This is a genomic window from Pseudomonas sp. B5(2017) (assembly GCF_002112825.1).
Lineage (GTDB): Bacteria > Pseudomonadota > Gammaproteobacteria > Pseudomonadales > Pseudomonadaceae > Aquipseudomonas > Aquipseudomonas putida_Z.
The window spans coordinates 246271-264594 of record NZ_NEIR01000003.1 but is presented as its reverse complement, the minus strand read 5'-3'; the positions used below and the strand labels follow the sequence as shown (position 1 = coordinate 264594).

At 62.4% G+C, this 18324-nt stretch carries 22 protein-coding genes; 1 reads left to right on the top strand and 21 read right to left on the bottom strand.

The window, feature by feature from the left end; translation table 11 throughout:
* Positions 1-7: 7 nt before the first annotated feature.
* From traD to CAG00_RS06230, 12 genes are all read right to left on the bottom strand, one after another.
* Positions 8-2134, bottom strand: coding sequence for a type IV conjugative transfer system coupling protein TraD (gene traD, locus CAG00_RS06285; protein WP_085663806.1), 2127 nt, complete (start codon positions 2132-2134; stop codon positions 8-10).
* A 9-nt stretch (positions 2135-2143) separates the two neighbouring features.
* Positions 2144-2563, bottom strand: a complete 420-nt coding sequence (locus CAG00_RS06280; RefSeq protein ID WP_085663805.1) for an integrating conjugative element protein — start codon at positions 2561-2563, stop codon at positions 2144-2146.
* Positions 2560-3114: a transglycosylase gene (locus CAG00_RS06275; protein ID WP_085663804.1), complete on the bottom strand. Its 555-nt coding sequence runs from the start codon at positions 3112-3114 to the stop codon at positions 2560-2562. Before CAG00_RS06275 ends, CAG00_RS06280 begins: the two co-directional genes overlap by 4 nt.
* Entirely contained in the window at positions 3096-3854 is a 759-nt protein-coding gene (locus CAG00_RS06270) for a TIGR03759 family integrating conjugative element protein (protein ID WP_139832736.1), read from the bottom strand. The genes CAG00_RS06275 and CAG00_RS06270 overlap by 19 nt, the downstream gene beginning before the upstream one ends.
* Entirely contained in the window at positions 3826-4497 is a 672-nt protein-coding gene (locus CAG00_RS06265) for a hypothetical protein (protein WP_085663802.1), read from the bottom strand. Before CAG00_RS06265 ends, CAG00_RS06270 begins: the two co-directional genes overlap by 29 nt.
* The gene (locus tag CAG00_RS06260; RefSeq protein ID WP_085663801.1) at positions 4494-5003 is read right to left on the bottom strand and encodes a PilL N-terminal domain-containing protein; all 510 of its coding nucleotides are present in this window, start codon (positions 5001-5003) and stop codon (positions 4494-4496) included. Before CAG00_RS06260 ends, CAG00_RS06265 begins: the two co-directional genes overlap by 4 nt.
* Before the next feature lie 130 nt (positions 5004-5133).
* Entirely contained in the window at positions 5134-5847 is a 714-nt protein-coding gene (locus tag CAG00_RS06255; protein WP_085663800.1) for a hypothetical protein, read from the bottom strand.
* A 63-nt stretch (positions 5848-5910) separates the two neighbouring features.
* The gene (locus tag CAG00_RS06250) at positions 5911-6405 is read right to left on the bottom strand and encodes a JAB domain-containing protein (protein WP_085663799.1); all 495 of its coding nucleotides are present in this window, start codon (positions 6403-6405) and stop codon (positions 5911-5913) included.
* A gap of 68 nt (positions 6406-6473) precedes the next feature.
* Positions 6474-6731 (bottom strand): hypothetical protein, encoded by a 258-nt coding sequence (locus CAG00_RS06245; RefSeq protein WP_085663798.1) that lies wholly within the window; start codon positions 6729-6731, stop codon positions 6474-6476.
* Between the two features lie 66 nt (positions 6732-6797).
* Positions 6798-7343 (bottom strand): STY4534 family ICE replication protein, encoded by a 546-nt coding sequence (locus CAG00_RS06240; RefSeq protein WP_085663797.1) that lies wholly within the window; start codon positions 7341-7343, stop codon positions 6798-6800.
* A gap of 743 nt (positions 7344-8086) precedes the next feature.
* On the bottom strand, positions 8087-10054 hold the full coding sequence (locus CAG00_RS06235; protein WP_085663796.1) for a DNA topoisomerase III: 1968 nt from the start codon (positions 10052-10054) through the stop codon (positions 8087-8089).
* Positions 10055-10164: 110 nt separating this feature from the next.
* Positions 10165-10509 carry a helix-turn-helix domain-containing protein gene (locus CAG00_RS06230; RefSeq protein WP_085663795.1) on the bottom strand — a complete coding sequence of 115 codons (345 nt, stop codon included), beginning with the start codon at positions 10507-10509 and terminating at the stop codon, positions 10165-10167.
* 139 nt (positions 10510-10648) lie between these two features.
* Between CAG00_RS06230 and CAG00_RS06225 the strand changes: the two genes are divergently transcribed.
* Positions 10649-10876 (top strand): hypothetical protein, encoded by a 228-nt coding sequence (locus CAG00_RS06225; protein WP_085663794.1) that lies wholly within the window; start codon positions 10649-10651, stop codon positions 10874-10876.
* Positions 10877-10968: 92 nt separating this feature from the next.
* On the opposite strand, the gene CAG00_RS06220 is transcribed toward CAG00_RS06225, so the two are convergent.
* The 9 genes from CAG00_RS06220 to CAG00_RS06180 all read right to left on the bottom strand — a co-directional run bounded on the left by CAG00_RS06220 (position 10969) and on the right by CAG00_RS06180 (position 18078).
* Positions 10969-11397: a single-stranded DNA-binding protein gene (locus tag CAG00_RS06220; RefSeq protein ID WP_085663793.1), complete on the bottom strand. Its 429-nt coding sequence runs from the start codon at positions 11395-11397 to the stop codon at positions 10969-10971.
* Between the two features lie 5 nt (positions 11398-11402).
* Positions 11403-11897 (bottom strand): DUF3158 family protein, encoded by a 495-nt coding sequence (locus CAG00_RS06215; RefSeq protein WP_085663792.1) that lies wholly within the window; start codon positions 11895-11897, stop codon positions 11403-11405.
* Entirely contained in the window at positions 11894-12646 is a 753-nt protein-coding gene (locus CAG00_RS06210) for a PFL_4669 family integrating conjugative element protein (protein ID WP_085663791.1), read from the bottom strand. The genes CAG00_RS06215 and CAG00_RS06210 overlap by 4 nt, the downstream gene beginning before the upstream one ends.
* Before the next feature lie 151 nt (positions 12647-12797).
* Complete coding sequence (locus CAG00_RS06205) at positions 12798-14015, bottom strand: STY4528 family pathogenicity island replication protein (RefSeq protein WP_085663790.1); 1218 nt, start codon at positions 14013-14015, stop codon at positions 12798-12800.
* Positions 14009-14560: a DUF2857 domain-containing protein gene (locus CAG00_RS06200; protein WP_085663789.1), complete on the bottom strand. Its 552-nt coding sequence runs from the start codon at positions 14558-14560 to the stop codon at positions 14009-14011. The genes CAG00_RS06205 and CAG00_RS06200 overlap by 7 nt, the downstream gene beginning before the upstream one ends.
* Positions 14561-14576: 16 nt before the next feature.
* Positions 14577-16115 carry a ParB family protein gene (locus CAG00_RS06195; RefSeq protein WP_085663788.1) on the bottom strand — a complete coding sequence of 513 codons (1539 nt, stop codon included), beginning with the start codon at positions 16113-16115 and terminating at the stop codon, positions 14577-14579.
* 14 nt (positions 16116-16129) lie between these two features.
* Entirely contained in the window at positions 16130-17008 is an 879-nt protein-coding gene (locus CAG00_RS06190) for a ParA family protein (protein WP_085663787.1), read from the bottom strand.
* A 3-nt stretch (positions 17009-17011) separates the two neighbouring features.
* Positions 17012-17227, bottom strand: coding sequence for an AlpA family transcriptional regulator (locus CAG00_RS06185; protein ID WP_085663786.1), 216 nt, complete (start codon positions 17225-17227; stop codon positions 17012-17014).
* Positions 17228-17340: 113 nt separating this feature from the next.
* Complete coding sequence (locus tag CAG00_RS06180; RefSeq protein WP_085663785.1) at positions 17341-18078, bottom strand: hypothetical protein; 738 nt, start codon at positions 18076-18078, stop codon at positions 17341-17343.
* Between the last annotated feature and the right edge of the window lie 246 nt (positions 18079-18324).

Below are 18324 nucleotides of genomic sequence, written 5' to 3'. Positions count from 1 at the left end.
CGCTCGCTTACGGCGCGTGCCGGCGCCCTGGTGGAGGCATCTCAGGATCGAAATCGGCCGTGGGTGCACCTCCCGCGCTACTCCACCAACTCCCCGCGTTGGCGTTGTAGGATTCGCGCATGCGCGCAGCCAGGGTCTGCAGATCCGCAGGCATCGCATCGTCGCTGGCTGGCTTCGGTAGTGGCATGCGCACCTTCCACAGCTGGCCGCCTTCCTGGAACGAGAACATCTGCCCCTTGGGCAAGGCGATGATGTGCGCAGGTTCGATCAGCGGTACAGCAGTGGTGGTGACCCGATCCTGCGAGGAGGAGGTGAAGTCGGTGCGGGCATCCGGATCGGCGGTGTCCGTCGCCCCGGAGACCAAGGTGCGTGTTTGCACGTTGACCTTGGGCAATTGATTGGTCAGCAGCTCCGCGGTCGCAGTTTCCCGTACGCGCAGCATCTGCAAGGTGTTGAAGTTGCCGATGACCTGGCCGGCCTTGGCCCGGTTGCCGATACGTGCCTCGATGTCGCTCAAGGTCTGGGTGTAGGCGGTGACTTGGATACCGGCACCGCCGCCCTTGTTAATCAGCGGGATGAACTCGTCGCCCATCAGCTCGTTGAACTCGTCGGCGTGCAGGTTGATCGGTACTTTGTCCGCCGCGCTGGAGGAGCCAGGCAGTCCGTGGTCGATGCCGTGTTTGTAGATGTGGCCGGCAACCGAGACCAGGTCGGCGAACATCGAGTTACCAACCGCAGCGGCCACCTCCGCATCCGACAACGCATCCAGGCCGACGTAGACGATGCCGTGTTTGCGGATGACCTGTAGCCAGTCGAAGATCGGCCGCGGGTCGTCCAGGTCGGAATAGTTCGGGGCCAGCAGTTGCGCGGTCTTGCCGCTGGTGAGCTTTTCCAGCAGCGGCAGCAGCGACGCCACGATCTTGTCGAAATAGGTGCGGTCGTAGCGCACGGCCGAGCGTAGGCCGTCCATGACGGGGTCGAAAATGCGCTTGGCGGTCAGGTACTGCTCAATGGCAACGACGCGCTTTTCCCGGCCAACCATGTGTCGCGGGATGTTCTTCTCGTTCAAGCGGCCTTCAATCTGCACGATCGCTTCCCAGGCCAGCGGATCATGGCGGGCGAAGAAGTGCTGGGCATACTCGATAAACAGCGCATCGATGTTCACCACATGGCGCTGGATCTGCAGGTAGTCCGGGCGGCGTCCGAGCTCAATCAGCGCCCTCGCGATGATGTTGACGAAGCGCCAAGCAAACTCGCGAAAAGCCGCCGAGTTGCCTTCACCGCTCAACTGGCCGGCGATCCGGGTAGCGACTTCCGAAATGCGCCCGAAGCGGCCGATGGCGTTGTAGCGTGCGGAGATCTCCGGCCAGCCCAGGTGGAACACATAGAACTCGTGCTCACGGCCGGCCCGCCGCGCTTCGACGTACATGCGCTTAAGCAGGTCGGCATCGCCTTTGGGGTCGAAGACGATGACCACTTCCTGGCTCGGTCGGTGAATGTCCTGTGTGATATACACCTCGGCCAGTCGCGTCTTGCCGACCCGCGTGGTGCCCAGCACCAGGGTATGTCCAACGCGTTCGCCGAGTGGCAGGCTGGCTTCCTGTTCCTTCGGTTCGACGCCGTGCAGCAATGGCGAGCCTCCCACCGGCGGTAACGGACGCACCGGGTTGAATGGGCTGTCCCAGGACGTAAGACGAGGTAGCAGCGACAGCCCCGGCGGAGCCTTCTCCAGCAGCTGCTCCATGCGTCGCGCCCACTGGTGGGCAGCCGACTGGTTGACATAGTACGCCAGCGCCGGGTCCTGAGCTTCGAGCAGGCGCTGCGTATGCAGGCGAGTCCAGCGGAAACCGCGGCCCATGAACAGACGCTTGCCGCTCACCGGGATCTGCCGGCTGGTCAGCGAGTAGCGCGGCAGGCGGCGGATATTGCGCCGGTAACGCAGGACGATCCGCGCTTCGTTGAGCCGCTTCAGGCCGAACGCGGTGTACGCCAGGGCCATACCTGTCCCTACCTCAGGCGACAGTGCCACGGCCCAGGGCGAATGCAGGCACAGCGCACCGGCGCCAGCGCAGATGCCCACGGTATAGAGTTCCACCGCCGGTCGCAGCAGGGATTCCATAGCATGCTCGCCCATGAAGTACCCTCACTGTTGCAGGCCGGTGGGCGTAATCAGCACTGGGTAGTGCTCCAGCTCCAACCGTTCGGCGATGTCGTCACCACTGACTGGCCAGATATTCAGCCCGGGCGCTGCCGCGTGGATGCGACGCAGCGCCTGCACATCGTCTACCTCTACCGCTAATCCGTTGGCGCCCAAGTCTTGCAGCGCCTGGGAGTGCCGCGACAGCCACTCCAGGGAAGCAGCGTCCTGCCCAACCAGGAATAGCGGCGTCATGCCGGGCAGGCTCAATGTCCTGGGTGGCACGGCGCCAGGGGAGAGTCGAGCGCTGCGCACCGGCAGCACCCAATTCAGCGTGGTGGGGGCGGGTGGACTGCTGGGCTCAGCGCCCGCGGCAAGCGACAGCCACGGGCAGAGGGCCAGGGCCACCCAGCGCAAACAGCTCATGGCAGTGACCCTCCTGGAGCCGTCGCGACCGGCTGGACGCGCTGCCAGTGACGGCTGAACTGGCGGCGGTAGCGGGCCGCTGGGGGACCACCGGCAGGCCGGTGATAGCGGCCGGCGGCAATAACCCAGTCACCGGTGTCGGTATAGTGCGCGCGCAACAGCTTGGCGGTGACCGCGAGGTTGGCGCGGGGATCGAGGGCATCGCAGGCGCTGAGGTAGCGGTCTGGGTGATAACCCAGGTTGGTCTGTCCCAGCCCGACATCGATACGCTTGGGATCGTGGCGACTGAGTGCTTCTCTGAGTGCGGCACACGCCTCGTCGCGTCGAGCAAACCGCAGCGGTGACCCAGCGACATTCAGGGTCCAGGGCCAGGGCATGAGGTGACCGCGCAGCGGCGTGCCACTTTCCTGGAGAGCAATGGCGAACAGCACCGAGGCGGGGATACCGGCGCGCGCAGCCGCCAATTGATACGCCGGCGGCGGCAAAATACCTGCGTGAGCGGCGGTGGCGCCGACCATCGCCAGGGCGAGAATCAGTCGACGCGCTGCCATTTTCCGTCCACCTGCTGATAGCGGGCTGGCAAAGGACGGCTGGCGCCCAGAGCAAACCAGCGGCCGCGGTCATGGTTCAAGGTGACCTGGCCGCCGCTGACCTGGGCGGCAGTGATGCCTGCGCCCTGAGCCCATTGGCGCAGTCGCGCGTCGTTGCCTTGGCTGCCGACCAGATACACATCCAGCCGCGCACCGGCCTGTAGCCATTGCTGGAGGCTGCTCACACAGGCTGTGCAGTGGTCTTCCACGAACAGCGCCGTGCGGCTGCGGCTCGAGGGGCCGGGATCGTCGCTCATCCCCTGCACAGGCTGCAGACCCGGGAACAGCCGCGCCCAGGCGGCGGAGTAGGCTTTCTGATAGGCCAGTTCGCGCTCGGCACGCCTGGCTTCCAGACGAGCCTGCAGCTCGGCGTAGCGCTGCCGCTCCTGATCCGAGTTGGCCTCGACACCCAGGGTGGTGAGCGGGTCAAGTTGCGGCGACCAGTAATGGCGGGGGCCGGTCTGCAGGCGCTCAAAGGTGGCCCATTCTTCATCCGTCAGGCCCCAGGCCTTGGCCTGGTCTGCTGCAGACGCCTGCCGTACCAGCGGCGACTGTTCGCTCAACTGCACCTGAGCGTCGACATGCTTGACGACACTCGAGCCCTGATCGGCGAACACGTAAGCCGGCAACAGGATGAGCGCAACCGCGGAGAACCTATACACGGTCACCTCCTCACGGGATGGGAAGGGTGCGATCGCCATGGCCCGGGACGTGGAACACGGCCTGGCCTTCGCGAATCGCCCGTAGCTGCCAGCCGTTCAAGCTGTCGCCGAGCTGGAGCAGGTGCACGGTGGATAGTGCGTGGGCGCCGGCAGGCAGGGCGGCCACGAACCGGATGCTGCCGCGCGTCTCAATACCCTGCAGGGTGAAGGGCGGCTGCGGTGCCTTTGCTTTTGATTTTTCGCGGATGGAGGCAGATTGGGATGCGGCGGTAGCTTCTGGCACCTTAGGAGCGGTCGACAGCTTCTCGAGTGCCACTTCTGCCGCGCCCATGCGTTGTTCCAAAGCGGTCAGATCGGCGCTGCTCGGTCCTGGCGGTACCGCCTGCAGGACCCTGACGGACGCCGCTAACTCATCGAGTTGCTGGCCGAGCGTTGCCTGCGCACTGGTGTGCTGGTGCTGGGCGTCTTTCAGGGCCGCGACTTGTGGCGACAGCGTGGACAGCGTGGTGCGCAATTCCCCGATATCGCGACGCAGTGACGGGCCTGGGTCAGCCGGCGCATTGCGTGCGGCGGTCTGCAGTTCAGCCAGTTGCTGGTGCTGGTTGTAGGTTTCGGCCGCGAGAACAGCAGCCCCCAGGCATAGCGCGCCGATCACCAAGGCCTGAAAATGGTGAACCTTCATGGTGCGGTCTCCAGTGTCGAGAAGGGTGGTTCGGGCGGGGGCAGGCGCAGGGCGTAGCACACGCTCCGCTCGACTGGATCAATGTCGAGCCGCCAGGCTGGGCCGCCGATGATGGTCAAGGCATCCAGCAGTGAGATCGGCCCGAGGTCGTGATGCACGGCCGGCAAGAGGCGGTGGTACAACCGCGCCACGGCAGGGTTATCGGGACAGAGGGAGTAGCCCGAATGCTGCAGCACGTGGCGCAACGCTTCACCGACCGTCGCGTGCAGCGCAGGGGCGATCTGGACGTTGATCAGCTGATACAGCGGTTGGCGCTGCTCCAGCGTTGGCCGCGTGCTTGCCAGGGTGTAGCGGTCCTGTCGGACCCAGGTGGGTACCGGGGACTTTGGCTTGAGCACTGAGGGCGTGGCAAGTGCGGATGATGCAGGGGTGGGCACCGATGGCGGGGTGCTGCAGCCCAGCAACGTGAGCGTCAGTCCGAACGTGAAGAGCGTGGGGGGGTGCATGACCAGGCCTCGACAAAAGATGCCGACACCTTGTCGAAAATCCAGGACGCGCCCCCACTGAAAAATCGAATCTCGCCGACCGGATTATGCTGGCGCAACCATGGAAAAGGCGCCCGGAGGCGCCTTGAGGTCAATCGTCGGTGAACATGGGTAACTCGGAAAGTGGCGTCGCATCGGGGTCAAAAATCAGGATGCGGGTGTCGGCTTCACCGGCCAGTAATAGCAGGCGCCGCAGCACCGGTGGTACATGATCTGCCCGCAGGCGAGCGGTCACTTCCCCAGTGCTGAAGTAGCTGCCGCCCGCGGCAATGTTTCTGAGCCAGGGCGTCGAATACAGCTTGCAGCCCACCGCGTTGTTGCTGCTCAGCTCGAAGCACTCGAAGAAACCCGACGGTGAACGACACCAGGCGCACACCTGTAGGTACTCGAACTCTTCTGCAGGCAGGTGCGCACTGCTGATCTCCCAACTGCGGCTGTAGTGCCCGGTAGCAAAGGACAGCTGCTCGATCAGATGCTGAGCAGCTTCCTCACTGGGGAGATCGCTGACGTGCTGCCGGCGGCCATGATGCAGCCCTGTGACCTGATAGAGCACCTGGCTGACGGTGCCATCGGCAGGGCACGGCATACGGACAAACTCGGGCACGCTTTCGCCGTCGGTGATCACTGCGAAGTCATCATCGAACAGGCACGGCCGGAAATTGATGCCATCATCCGGTAGGTCATGCAGCGCAGGGTGAAGGGATCGGTAGCAGGGAGGGCAATCGTCGGCGTAGCTGATCTGCACCACACGTTCGTAGCTCAGGTCCTGGAAGCCGCGGAGGAAGGGATTGGGAAGATTGGACATGATGGCGCTCCAAAATGCAAAGTCACCCCGTACAGGCGGTGACCCTCCAAGTGGTGGGGATGATCAGATCCAGCCGTAATCGGCCAGCGATAGCGGCGTGCCTTCACCCACGATGATGTGGTCCAGCACGTGTACCTCAACCAGGGCCAAGGCCTCGATCAGGCGATTAGTGAGCACCCGATCGGCGCCGCTCGGTTCCGAGCAGCCGGAGGGGTGGTTGTGGCTGAAAATCACCGCTGCGGCGTTGTGCTCAAGCGCCTTAACGACGACCTGGCGCGGGTACACGGAGGCACCGTCGATGCTGCCAGTGAAGAGGATGTCGAAGCTGAGCACGCGGTGACGCGAGTCCAGGCAGAGCAGCGCAAATACCTCATGGTGATAGGGTGCAAGCTGCAATTTTAGATAGGACGCTGCATCGGATGGTGAGATCAGTTGCTCGCCGCGCTGGAAATAACGTTGATCCAGCAACTCCAGCGCTTCGCTCAGCAGCGCATCCTCGCGGGCACGCTGGGCCAATGCAGGGTCGAGACGCTCGACTTGGTTCTGAGCAGTGTTCATGGGCAATTCCTCGTGGGAGACGGAGCGCCCCCTGGAGGAGTGCCCCAGGCAGATGAGAGAGAGGTGAGTTACAGCCGTGTAAAACGGTGACGTGCGCCGTGCAGCGGGCTGTGGCAGCCTTCGCACGGGTGGGTGGAAAAGGCCTGAATGCCTGCGCCGCTGTGCGGATTGAAATCGGCGCTTAGGGGCAGCAAGGCCTGCAGACCGGTGCGCATATGGGAGATGCGTTGCTCGACTTCAGCCTCGCTGTAGTACAGCGACAGTGCGCTGAAGTCGTCGTAGGCAACCGCCTGCAGGCAGTCCTCACAGAGCCAGAAGCTTTCCATGGCGACCTCCGACGTGAATGCAACAGGCGCTCCTGGGAGCGCCTGTTGCTGAGGGGTCAAACTGCCTCAGGCAGACTGACGGGCAGCGGTGGGTTTGCGCGCGGCGGTCGGGGTTGGCTGACCTTGATCGGAGTCACCGTCAGTGTCTGCCTTATCTCCATCCGTCTCCGCGTGCTCAGCTCCCTCAGCAGCGGCGGCAGCGTCGGTGCGGGCGGGCGCACGGTAGCTGAACTGGCCATCGACCTTGATCCACTCGATGAAGATCAAACGGCCTTTGAGGCTGGCGCCGGGTTGCCCCTTGCGTTCGCCTTTCTCGTACAGGAACGGATCGACCCAAAGATCACCGATGCGAAACGCGATGAGAACCTTGCGTTTCGCGCGGACGTCTTCCAGGTGCTCACGGATCAGCCGGTCGGCTTCGCCGCTCGCGACTTTGCAATCGAAGCGGGTGTACTCGACGTCGTCCGAGGCACCGTGCAAGGCCGCGATGTCACAGGCCATGATCGCTTGCCCACGGCGAACCGGGACTTCGCGAACACGGTTCAGGTAACCGATGCCTTGGGTGTGCAGATTGAAGTAGGTGGTGGGGGCGTTATTGCTTGCAGTAGTCATGATGGAGCTCCTGTTTAGCAGAAACGCGGACATCCACCGGCCCTGGCGGCTGGTGAGTTCCGCAAGGGTGAGGTGCAAAAACGTGATCGGTGTGGAGGGCGCTCATCATCGATGGGGCGATGACCGTGCGATCTGCCGAGCGCGAGTCGCACTTGGGGAGAACCACCCGAAGCGGGCGTAGCCTTGAAGGTCCTAGCTACCTGGGTGCTGTCAACGACAGCGGAGTGCAACTCATCTATAAAACGCTGCCAAAGGCGTGTCAACTGAGGAATGTAGGTGGTCTGGCGGAGCGGAAACGGGTGGTTTTCAGTGGATTTTCAGCGGCGAAAAAATAGCCCGACGGTCATCAGGCTAAGAAGAGTTGGACCACCTTTGACCCGGCGATGCGGCATCGGAATTCGTCGCTAAATCTCCGCTGCCGATCCACCTGGATCAACCGACCCTTGTCGTGGCCTGGGTCGGAATCAACTGGCACGCATCCGCGCACAAAAGGTGCCCAGTATTTCGCCGGCGGGCACCGGGGCTGAGCATCGTCGCCGAAGCGGATGACCCGTTCAGCCTGGTGCAAGCTGCATGGGTCATCCGCCTAGAGGACTTGGAACGCTGAGAAGGCCTCCGAAGAGGTGGTGAGGGTGGCTCCGAACTCAACGAGTCTGACCGAACTGCCCGGAGCTAATCGGTCTGTGGGGCGCCAAGCGGCGAGGGGCCTGATCACTAAACCAGCGCTGCGGGGTGCCGTCAAGTCATGCTTTTTTTGCCCGCTTGGGTTTCGCCACCGGCTTTGTGCCCTTGCATTCCGGATAGCGGATGCAAGACCAGAAGCTGCCGCTACGGCCTTTGCGCTGACGCATGGCGCTGCGGCATACCGGACAGAAGGGACCCTTGCTGGGTGGTGTGCGCAGCGTGAGCGAGGCGTTACTGCGCACCAATCGGGTGAGCCACTCCGCCTGCTTGGCGAGAAAGCTCTCGATGCTCAACTGGCCGGATTCGATGCGGTCCAGAGCCTGTTCCCACAGCGCCGTCATCACCGGGTCGGCCACTTCCGGCGGCACCGCTTCGATCAGCGTATGAGCCGCGGCCGAGGCGGCGAGGGTGCGTTTCTTTTTAGTCAAGTAACCATGGTCGATAAGACCCTGGATGATCGCCGCGCGGGTGGCTTCGGTGCCGAGGCCGCAGCTGTCCTTGAGCTTCTGTTTGAGCCGCGGGTCGCTCACCTGGTTGGCGATTGTCTTCATCGCCTTGACCAGCGTGCCTTCGGTATAGGCTTTCGGCGGCTGCGTGCGCTGGGCAATGGCAGCAGCGTCGGTCAGCGCCACCGAAGCGGACTCGCGGAGTGTGGGCAGGCGTTGAGTCTGTTCGCCGGGCTCATTGCCGTGGGTTTCGCTGATCACCGCTTTCCAGCCGCGGGCCAGGATCTGCTTGCTGCGCGCGAGTAGTGGGTCGGCTTGGCACTGCAGCAGCACCTGGGTCTTCAGGTACTCATGCTCAGGGAGAAACTGCGCGAGGTAACGGTCGCGTATCAGTGCATAGACCGACCGTTCAGACTCGGAAAGCTGCGTCAGGTCGAGCGTGATCGCGGTAGGAATGATGCCGTGGTGCGCGGTGATCTTGCTGCTGTTCCAGGCGCGGGAGCGGCGGCAGGGGTCGATCTCCTTAATCGCCTGCCCCAGTGAAGGGCTGGCGGCGACCAGGGCATGGAGGATGCGCGGCACGTCATCGAGCATGGTCTCGGGGAGATAGCCGCAATCGGTACGCGGGTAGGTCGTGGCTTTGTGGGTTTCGTACAGGGCCTGGGCGACCCCCAGCGTTTCCTGGGCACCAAGCCCGAGTTTGGCCGAGCAAACCTCCTGTAGCGTGCCTAGGTCGAACGGCAGCGGCGGGCCCTCACGGACCTGTTCGACCTCGATACTCTGAACACGGGCCGTCCGTTGTTGGCACAGGCGCAGTGCGGTTTGCTTCGCGGCCGCTTCATCGAGGCAGCGGCCAGCGTCATCGCAGACCGTCGCCGGCGGTTGCCAGCAAGCTTTGAAAGTGACGCCGTCAGCTTCCAACAGGGCGTCAACTCTCCAGAAGGGCTGCGGCACAAAGCTGGCGATTGCCCGGTCGCGCTCGACCACCAGGCGCAAGGTGGGGGTCTGTACGCGGCCCACCGGCAGTAACCCATCAAAGCCGGCGCGGCGGCCGAGCAGGGTGAACAGTCGGCTCAGGTTGATGCCCACCAACCAGTCGGCGCGGGAGCGGGCCAGCGCACAGTGATACAGCGGCAAGGTCTGTTCACCCGGACGCAAGCTGGCCAGCGCTCGGCGAATCGAAGCTTCATCCAAGGCGGACAGCCACAGGCGCAGGATCGGCCCCTGGTACTGACAGCGCTCGAGAATCTCCCGGGCGATCATTTCACCCTCGCGATCCGCATCGGTGGCGATGACCACCTCAGTGCAGGTACGCAGTAGCTGGCTGATCACCTTCAATTGGCTGGCGACCTTTGGCTTGGCCACCAGCTCCCAGCGGGTGGGAATGATCGGCAGATCATCCAGCGACCAACGCTTGTAATCGCCATAGGTTTCAGGTGGGGCGGTTTCCAGCAGATGGCCAACACACCAGGTGACGGTGACATGCTGGCCCTGCAGGCAGCCATCACCCCGCCGGTTGGCCTGCAGCACCCGGGCGATGTCGCGTGCTTGGGATGGTTTCTCGCAAATGAACAGGCGCATACGCGGACCCTCTCGGTAGCTACCGACAGGGTGGAGGGATAGGAGGGTAAGGCCAGGGTAAAGTCGAAATTGGCCAGATCGGTTCGCCAGCTCAGTGGCTGGGCCAAGCGTTACTTGCGTTGCGCGAGATGGCTTGCCAGGGTCTGCAGAAACTCCAAGGCGAACTGCTTATCCGCGTCACCCAGCGCCTGGATGATCGAGGTGATCTGCTGACCCTGGTCCTGAGGGCGAGGGCTGATGGCCAAAAGCAATTCATCGGCCGGGCAGCCGTACAAGTCGGCCAACTGCAGCAGCTTCGTCACGGAGAGCTCAACCAGGCCACGCTCGAGGCGAGACACGGCCTCGCCGGTAATGCCCAGGTGCTCGCCGACCTGTTCCTGGGTCAGACCATGGTCGCGACGGTACTTCTGCAACTGGCGGCCAATGTGATGTGGGCTAGGCTCTTTGACGGGCAACGGGGCGCTCTCCAATTCGACCCATATGGTTGTCTACCCACCCACGGATATGAGCGCCTCAAAGAGTTGACTAGCAACCCTATGAGGCGTATCACCAAAAATAAGTGTATGACCGACCCGTCCACACGGAGGCATCAACTTGCACGGATCACACCAGAGTGAGGCAGACAAGTTAGCGATCAAGGCCTACGAGTTGTTCATGGCCACCCATCTGGAACCCGACAATCCACAAGTGCGAGCCGAGTTGATCGCCTGGGTGCAGGAGAGTCCGGCGCACTGGCGGGCATTCCTTGCCCTGGACCAGTGCCTGGCGGAGGTGAAGCAGTTGCTGGAGAGTGAGCAGCGTGGGAAGGCCCGGCGAAGTTGAACGTGCTGCAAGGCTCAGTGCTGCCCGCCGGGTGAGCTGCGCAGCCCCTGCGAAATCGCGCAGAGACCGGTTGTTCCGCTGAATTCCAGGGGTCAGCCGGCCTTGCGCGGGGCTTTCTTACCGCCGCCTTTACTATTGGCGTTGGGTTTTTCCTGGGCTTTCTCACGCATGGTCACGGAGGCCAGGCGGTGCGGCAGGATACCAATGCGCCGCGCTTCGACCTTGAAGGTCACCCGCGCGTTGTCATCGCTGTCCTCCCATTCCTCCTTGACCGTGCGGCCCTCGACCAAGACGCGCATGCCTTTCTGGAACAGCGTGCTCCAGTGTTCGGCGTCGCGATGCCAGAGTTCGACGGGCGCCCAATACCCCCCGCGGTCCTCGTAGCCGCTCTCGCGCGGTATCGGGTTGTCGAAGTAGACGTTGAGCCGCAGCAGGCGCCGCGGTTCATCCGGATTGGTGTTGAATTCCTGATATTCCGGGACGCTGCCGATGTTGCCTTCACCAACAAACAAAGTACTCATGTGGGTTACTCCTCGGTGGGGGAACGGGTTAGGGCAAGCTCGGCGGTCTCGAGCTTGCTGGCACCGGTGATGGCTTGGCGATACAGCGACTGCAGGCTGCTCATCTGCAGGTTCAGCACCACACGGTTGGTCTCCAGCTGATACAACGCCTGCCGCAGCTCAGGGTGCAGCCGCGGCTGAACCACCGTCTCCTGCCACACCTGCACGCCCATGCACAGAAAATCCGGGCTGCGCCAGCGTAGGAAATCGGTGCCCGTCGCGCTGTGCTGGACGACCAGGCGCAGGTCCAGCGACGAGAAGGGTGGCTGGGCCATTATCGCCAGCATCACCGCCATCAACTCGGCGACCTGGGTGCGCAGGCGCAGGATCGTCTCGGCGAACTGCTGCAGCTCCCCCTTACCCTTAAAAGGCTTTAAAAGGCCTTTTAGGGAGGCACCCTGTGCGAAGTCGCGATAGGCATCGGCTGACAAACGCCGCGCAATGGCCTCGGCCAGGGTCATGGCTCACCTCCGTCGTTCGGAGTGTCCGCAGGATGCTCCTCGGTTCCCGGCGGATTCGGGCCTTCGATCTCGGAGGGCGCGTTGCTGCGGCTGATCGGAGGAGCGAACTGGGAGCGGCGTGTGCCTTCGAGAATGTCCTGCGGCAGGATGCCGAACTTGTCGATGGCTTCGCGTGCACGGGCATTGTTGGCGGCCATGTCGTCCCGACTCACCCCGGCCAGGCGGTAGCGCTGCGCCAGGCCGAACAGACTGCGCAGTAGATGAGCGCCGCCATCGATCCAGGATTCCATGTCGCCCCGGCCGATCAGCGCCGTGTGGTGGGCGAGCAGCACCCGCCGGACCAGGGTGTCGTAGTCGGTGAGCAGGTAGATTGCGAGAAAGCCCAACTGGCTGCCGATGAACAGCGGCAGGGTCACGGGGTGGATGTTGAGGTTGTCGCCGACATCGACTTGCGTGGGCAGTGCCCGTTCAACTCGACTCATTTGCTGCGTCAGCGTGGCCATGTCGAGCCTGGCCTGTAGCAGCTTTTCCTCCAGCTGCAGCATGAACCAGTCTGCGTATGGATCGCCTTGGCTGCTGGCGTGCTTGAGCAGGTTGGTGACGCTGATGTAACCGGGCATACCCAGGATCGGGTGCACGCCGTCGCGGCCGCTGCGCCCTTGCCACAGCCGTGCCGCATGGTGAGTGTGCAGGGTGAGGGTGATGCTGCTGCGCAGGGAGCCCAGGTTGAGTTGGTAGTGATCGACCATCGCCAGTACCTCGCCGTCGGAATGACGCCGACGATGGGCCGATCCTTGGCCGGCGACGCGAATCATCGCGAAGGTGGTGCGGTCACATTTCCGGAACGGTGGACGTTGCTGGAATCAATGGCATCGGCATTATGTCCACCGAGTTCCAGCCCTATGTAGCCGCAGTGATCCCGCGGCAACGTTGTTTCAGTTGCTCCAGACAGGAGAGGGCAAGTGGCGACGCGGTGCGTTGACCTCCGCGCTTCGGTCGTTCGCGGGGCGGTTCCTCTGACGCTGGCTTGGCTGGGCGTGAAGCAGGGGTTGAGGATTTTTCTTGCTCGGTACGCGCGGCCCACAGGGTGAATTCGCCCTGGCAGGCACGCTTGATCAAGCCCATCAGATAGGCGACGGGTTTTCGAATCTCACCGCGGGCGCAACGCACCGCTGCTTCATTGATCACCGCTTGTTGCTGTTCCGGCTCGAGCTGACGCATCGCCTGGGAGGCCATGCGCCGCTCGTTCGGGTTCAGCGGTAAATCCTCGGGCCATCGCGCTCGACCAAACTCCACCTGCCCCAGTACCGTACTTTTTTTGCTTTGGTCTTTCTGTACAGTACGGCCAGCGTCGGCATTCCGAACTACAGCCAAATCCGCTGCATTGCCGCAGGGTTTGGGATCTGTTGCGCCAGCCGGAGAATTCCGAACGAGGTTGTGTGCGCCAGGTTCGGAATTCTCTGTATCTGCTTCATCGCTCATCAGCGGCAGCGTTTGCTGGTGGACCGGCGGCAGCGAGTCGAGCCTGTCCTTGTCGAGCTGGGACACCTGGGGGTCGGCCTGGATCTCGGCGATCACATGCTGCGCCACGTCCCGGACGCCTTTGGTGGCATGGGAGAGGTTCTGCTGCAGCAGCGCCGCGTAGCCGCTGTCCAGTTCCAACTGCTCGGCCGCGGTCAACGGATCGCCGTGCAGCACATAAACGCAACCACGCACGCAGCCGTTGGTATCGCGTGAGCGCTCCACCAGACTGAGCCAGCGAGTGGTGCGCAAGACGTTGAGTGCGCGGGCGATGGTTTCGCGCGAAGCCTGAGCGCCGCAGGGACTGGTGGCCAGGTAGGGCTGCAGGTCCTGGTAGCGTGGCGTCTTGACCTTACGTTCGGTGATCAGCCAGCGCAGCACCTGCCAGGTGTTACGTTCCAGTGGCGTCAGGCGGCGATCCAGCAGCAAGGTCTGCGGCAGCGGGTTGTTGTCGCCGTAGTAGATCGTTCGTACCGCGGGCTCCTCGGTGGAGACAGCGAGTTTGCCTTGCGCTGCGTACCACTCATTTCGCCGCCGAAGCGCGTCGTAGCACTGGCGCACCACGTCCTGCCAGTCGACCTCGTAAAAGCTCAGCATGGAGTGCCTCCGTACAGTTCGACCTGTTGCCAGACAAGGGTCAGGCTGATCTGTTGTTCCTCGGCCAGCATCATCATCGTGTCCAACGGATCGTTGTCCGGATCCTCCGTGCGCAACTGGCTCCAGCGATTCCACACGGCATGCTCCTGCGCTTCACTCAGCTGGACCGGCCGACCGCGGTGCGTCTCGATCTTCAGCACACGGCGGCGCAGCGCGGTTTCAGAGTGGTCCAGGCCGAAGCAGCGGTACATGATGTTGGAGCTCGCGCCTAATTTGAGCGCCCGGTTGATCAACCGCTCGTTCTGTTCGTCGCGCTCGGCCTGGACGATCAGACGGCGCAACACGGTGATATCGACCTTCACTTCTACCCAGGCAATCGACGAATGCGCCAGGTGAGACAAGGTAGTCGGCGGCAGCGACTGCAGCACCTCGATGTCCTCGTCGGCCAGGCCCAGGGCCTTGCAGCGCTGCAGACGGCCATGGCGCAGCTCATGCAGCACCTGGTTCAACATGGCATGGTTCAACAGATTGAAAGTCGTGCTCATGAGGTGGCTCCTCACGTTATCGAGTGGACGACAGCGTCAGTTCGATCAACTGCCGGGCATGGCGGATCAGCGAGAACAATTGCTCCAGCTGGGCATCAGGAAGTCGTTCCAGGCCCACCGTCAGGGCTGGTCGGTCGGTGAAGGGCAGGTCGTAGACGCCGATCAGCAGCTGACCAAACAGGGCTGCCGGCAACTGCTGACGTTCTTTCCAGGTCACGTCGTCCTGCAGGCGCAGCAGGGCAGAAAGCAGCAGTTGGATACCGGTGTGCCGTGAGCTAAGTCGCTCGCCATGCCCCAGTGAAAGCGTGAAGCCGAGGTCATCTGCGAGCGCATTGACCATGTCGCCATCGTCTGCATAAACGGCAAGCTCGGCGGCCAAAGACGCGCAGCTTGCGCGCAAGGCGCTGATCTTTTCCAGTGATGCTGCGCCTGATGGCTCCGTCACGATCGACGTCGGAACTTCCTCGACCTCTGCCAAAAGCTTCTCCGGTAATGGCTCGTCCCCCATCGCTTGGCGAATATCGGGCAGGCATGGTGCTTGCTGCGCCGAGAGGCCTGCATCAGCTTTTGTCGGCTCGGGATTGGGTACCGCAGTCGGCGCTTCGGGCGGATGCACAGATGAAGGCGAGGGCTTTGCAAGCTCACCCGCTGAAGGGGCCGGAGGGGTATGAGTGCTGTTGGCTAGGGGCAGCGAAGGGCGTTGTTCCTGGTGCAGCTCCAGAGCCAACAGACGAGGTGTCTGCTCCAAGGACACGGACATCCTGGCAATGAGTTCATCCTGTAGCTCACTCGAATCCAGTTCCGGCTTTTCACCGTCGAACGCTGACAGAACTTCGAACCACAACAGCGGGAACTGCTCGGAAGCACCGAAATACCGATTCCAAATCGACTCCGCTCGCCGTCGCAAACTGATGAGGCGCGCAATGGCGGATTTGCCCAGGCCCGCGTACAGCATCTGCGGGATGGCAGGGAGCAGGTGCTCGAGCGCGTCGAACATGCGGCTGATGTGTGATTGCGAGATGGGATAGCCACCCGCACTCAAGCGCGTCGCGAGCTCGCGTTGGGTGAGGTAGGTGTCCGAGTACTGGAACATGTCCTGGAGCTTCGCCACGGCCAGAGCCCGCTCGATAAACGTCAACTGGCCATGCAAGTCACTTTCGGCCAGGTGCCCGAGCAAGACATGTGACTCTGACTGCCAAGGTCTGAACAGGCAATGGATCCGGAAGAAGCGCTCTTCGCGCGTTTCCTGCCACAGCTCACCGAGGATGCTCAGACGGGTGTTTCCGCCGTTGCGGATGATGAAGTGCGGCTCATCGGGACGCCGGGTGATCGCAGGTGGCTGATCCAGGCCACGCTCGCGGATTGAGGCTTTGATGTCGTCATACAGCGGGTTGCGCACCACACGCGGGTTGAGCTCGTAGGGCCGGAGTTGCTCGAGAGTGACCACCATCGGTGTATCGCCAACGGTAGCCATGGCGGGGGCGCGGTCGTTTTTCTGCGGAAAGTGCGCCTGTTGCAACTGACGCGTGATGTCTTCGGAGGTTGGTGGCTTCATCACTCATACTCCAATCAGACGCGACGGAGCAGTTGTTGCCCAGCGTCAGTCATAATGCCGGGCGCACGCGCGGCGAGAGCATCGATCTGCTGGGCCCATTGCGGGAATAGCTCGATGGCCAGGCCGCGCATGACCTCTGCGGCGCAAGGACTGCGGCTCCCGGACGGTGGAGTCATTTCCACTCGGTGCACGGGGAGGCCGAGCGAGGCGGCATTGGGATAGGCCACTCGGTCGGGGATCACCGTGCTGCAGACGCTGACATGCGGATCGGCCTGAAAAGAGGCCTGTAGGCTCCGCATGATCAAGCGCGTATCGCGGCGGTTGGCATTGACCTGGTTGAGCAGCAACTTTACCGATGGCAAGTCCACGCCGAGGTAGCGGTAGGGTTCCAGCTCTTCGAACAGACCCAGCGTACCCCTTCGCAGCTCTCGTGCGGCGAGCATTTCCGGCGGGACCGGGCACAGCGCGCAAGAGGAGGCGAGGATGACCATCTCGACGACCACACTGCGTGCGCCTTGGGTGTCGATGATCAGCACATCGTAATGCTCCTCGAAGGCGGGTAGCAGGTTGCGCAGGCGCAGACGGCCATCGGCCGCGTGCAGCAGCAGGGTGCTGATGTACCCGGCGCGGTCGTTGGAGACGATCAAATCCAGGTGCTGAATAACAGTGGCAGAGATCATCTGATCAGGCGCCGTGAGCCGCTGCGCGATAAGTTCGTAGGTACCGGCCTCACGTGCCTCGCTCATGGTGTAGTAGCTGGACAGCGTCGGTTGGCTGTCCAGGTCCAGTAGCAGAACGCGAATGCCGGCATCGGCGAGCACGCCGCCGAGGTTGGCGGCGACGGTAGTCTTGCCCGCGCCGCCCTTGGTCGAGATCAGCGAGAGGACTTCCATGAGTTAGCCCCCCAAGGACAGTCGGTCCTGGACCCACTGTTCGATCTCCAGTGAATCCCATCCGACGGCACGGGTGCCGATACGCCGACATTGCGGAAACTGACCGGCCTTCATCAGGTTGTAGATGTGCGAGCGTTTGAAGCCGGTTTTCTGCTCCACTTCGTCGCGGCGCATGATGTGGCGGTCGGCTGGCAGAGGGGCAGGGCTGGTCGGTTGCATGATGTCACTCCTTAGCGCCGGGTGGCGCGTGGTGGGAAGTGACAGTCAGTGAAGATCGAAAGAGGGTGAAAAACATTGTCAGGCAATGCCGGGTATTGCCTGACAATGCGGCGTTAGCCCCGTTTCGCCTGGGCTATAACTCGGCGCGCCTCGGCAAATCGCCGATCAATGGTACTTTTACTCAGACCCTCCACACCGGGAAAGCGCAGCAGAATAGCGTGGACCAACGCTGCCTGGCTGGAATAGATCGACTGTTGCTTGCCGTTTTGGTTTTTTCCGAGCGTGGTCTCGAGCATGGCGCCGATCAATGTGCTGTGCACGGCTTCAGATGTCTCGGAAGGAATGCCAAGCGACTCGAGTCGCGTTTTCAGCTTGTCGTTGAGCGTAGAAAGGGAGGCCATTTCACCGGCAGTGACAGCATAGCTTTTCTGCAACTGCTCAAGCGTACTCAGGGCATAGTCGAGCTCGGCTTGCTTGGCTAGATGCGCATTCAGGCTGACGCATCCAGAGTGATCAGCATTCTGGGAAAACAAAAAGGCGGGCTTTTGATCGGGAAAGCTCCGCATAAACCAGAGCAGGAGGTCGACGCGCAGAATGGAATAATAACCTCGGTGAACGTGACTCTCCGCAGTGATCGGCTGGCCGAGGTAGGTCGCTGGCAATTCGCCGCTGAGTATGGCGTCGTAGAGACACTCGACGTGGTCGTGCAAGCTTGGCCATTGCGGGAAATGCCTTCGCAAGCTCCCCGGCTGGGAGAGGTCTACTTGGAGAATCTCGTCCTTGTGGTCGGAGAGGTCACACCACAGAATCGCGGCGTCGATGGGGTGGTAGGAGCTTCTTATTGAGATCATGGCACACAGCCTCCTGCTGCGTTCATCCTGGAAGCGCTGGCGTGGGCTGTGATCTGGCCCCTGCCGAGCGAGCCTGATTTAAATGGATCGTTATTAGTATCCTTTGGAGATGACCAGCAACCATTGGATATGTTCAGCACCGTGGCTGTAAACGCGACAGGTTTCGACGCCTGAAAAAATGCATTAATAAGGTCTGTAATAAGGGTATTAAAGCTACCGGAGGGTAAGGAATTTCGAGAGATCACT

Bases quoted from the DNA above. Each gene is read 5' to 3' on its own strand.
- traD (WP_085663806.1), bottom strand. From the start codon at position 2,134: ATGGGCGAGCATGCTATGGAATCCCTGCTGCGACCGGCGGTGGAACTC.
- CAG00_RS06280 (WP_085663805.1), bottom strand. From the start codon at position 2,563: ATGAGCTGTTTGCGCTGGGTGGCCCTGGCCCTCTGCCCGTGGCTGTCG.
- CAG00_RS06275 (WP_085663804.1), bottom strand. From the start codon at position 3,114: ATGGCAGCGCGTCGACTGATTCTCGCCCTGGCGATGGTCGGCGCCACC.
- CAG00_RS06270 (WP_139832736.1), bottom strand. From the start codon at position 3,854: ATGGCGATCGCACCCTTCCCATCCCGTGAGGAGGTGACCGTGTATAGG.
- CAG00_RS06265 (WP_085663802.1), bottom strand. From the start codon at position 4,497: ATGAAGGTTCACCATTTTCAGGCCTTGGTGATCGGCGCGCTATGCCTG.
- CAG00_RS06260 (WP_085663801.1), bottom strand. From the start codon at position 5,003: ATGCACCCCCCCACGCTCTTCACGTTCGGACTGACGCTCACGTTGCTG.
- CAG00_RS06255 (WP_085663800.1), bottom strand. From the start codon at position 5,847: ATGTCCAATCTTCCCAATCCCTTCCTCCGCGGCTTCCAGGACCTGAGC.
- CAG00_RS06250 (WP_085663799.1), bottom strand. From the start codon at position 6,405: ATGAACACTGCTCAGAACCAAGTCGAGCGTCTCGACCCTGCATTGGCC.
- CAG00_RS06245 (WP_085663798.1), bottom strand. From the start codon at position 6,731: ATGGAAAGCTTCTGGCTCTGTGAGGACTGCCTGCAGGCGGTTGCCTAC.
- CAG00_RS06240 (WP_085663797.1), bottom strand. From the start codon at position 7,343: ATGACTACTGCAAGCAATAACGCCCCCACCACCTACTTCAATCTGCAC.
- CAG00_RS06235 (WP_085663796.1), bottom strand. From the start codon at position 10,054: ATGCGCCTGTTCATTTGCGAGAAACCATCCCAAGCACGCGACATCGCC.
- CAG00_RS06220 (WP_085663793.1), bottom strand. From the start codon at position 11,397: ATGAGTACTTTGTTTGTTGGTGAAGGCAACATCGGCAGCGTCCCGGAA.
- CAG00_RS06215 (WP_085663792.1), bottom strand. From the start codon at position 11,897: ATGACCCTGGCCGAGGCCATTGCGCGGCGTTTGTCAGCCGATGCCTAT.
- CAG00_RS06210 (WP_085663791.1), bottom strand. From the start codon at position 12,646: ATGGTCGATCACTACCAACTCAACCTGGGCTCCCTGCGCAGCAGCATC.
- CAG00_RS06205 (WP_085663790.1), bottom strand. From the start codon at position 14,015: ATGCTGAGCTTTTACGAGGTCGACTGGCAGGACGTGGTGCGCCAGTGC.
- CAG00_RS06200 (WP_085663789.1), bottom strand. From the start codon at position 14,560: ATGAGCACGACTTTCAATCTGTTGAACCATGCCATGTTGAACCAGGTG.
- CAG00_RS06195 (WP_085663788.1), bottom strand. From the start codon at position 16,115: ATGAAGCCACCAACCTCCGAAGACATCACGCGTCAGTTGCAACAGGCG.
- CAG00_RS06190 (WP_085663787.1), bottom strand. From the start codon at position 17,008: ATGGAAGTCCTCTCGCTGATCTCGACCAAGGGCGGCGCGGGCAAGACT.
- CAG00_RS06185 (WP_085663786.1), bottom strand. From the start codon at position 17,227: ATGCAACCGACCAGCCCTGCCCCTCTGCCAGCCGACCGCCACATCATG.
- CAG00_RS06180 (WP_085663785.1), bottom strand. From the start codon at position 18,078: ATGATCTCAATAAGAAGCTCCTACCACCCCATCGACGCCGCGATTCTG.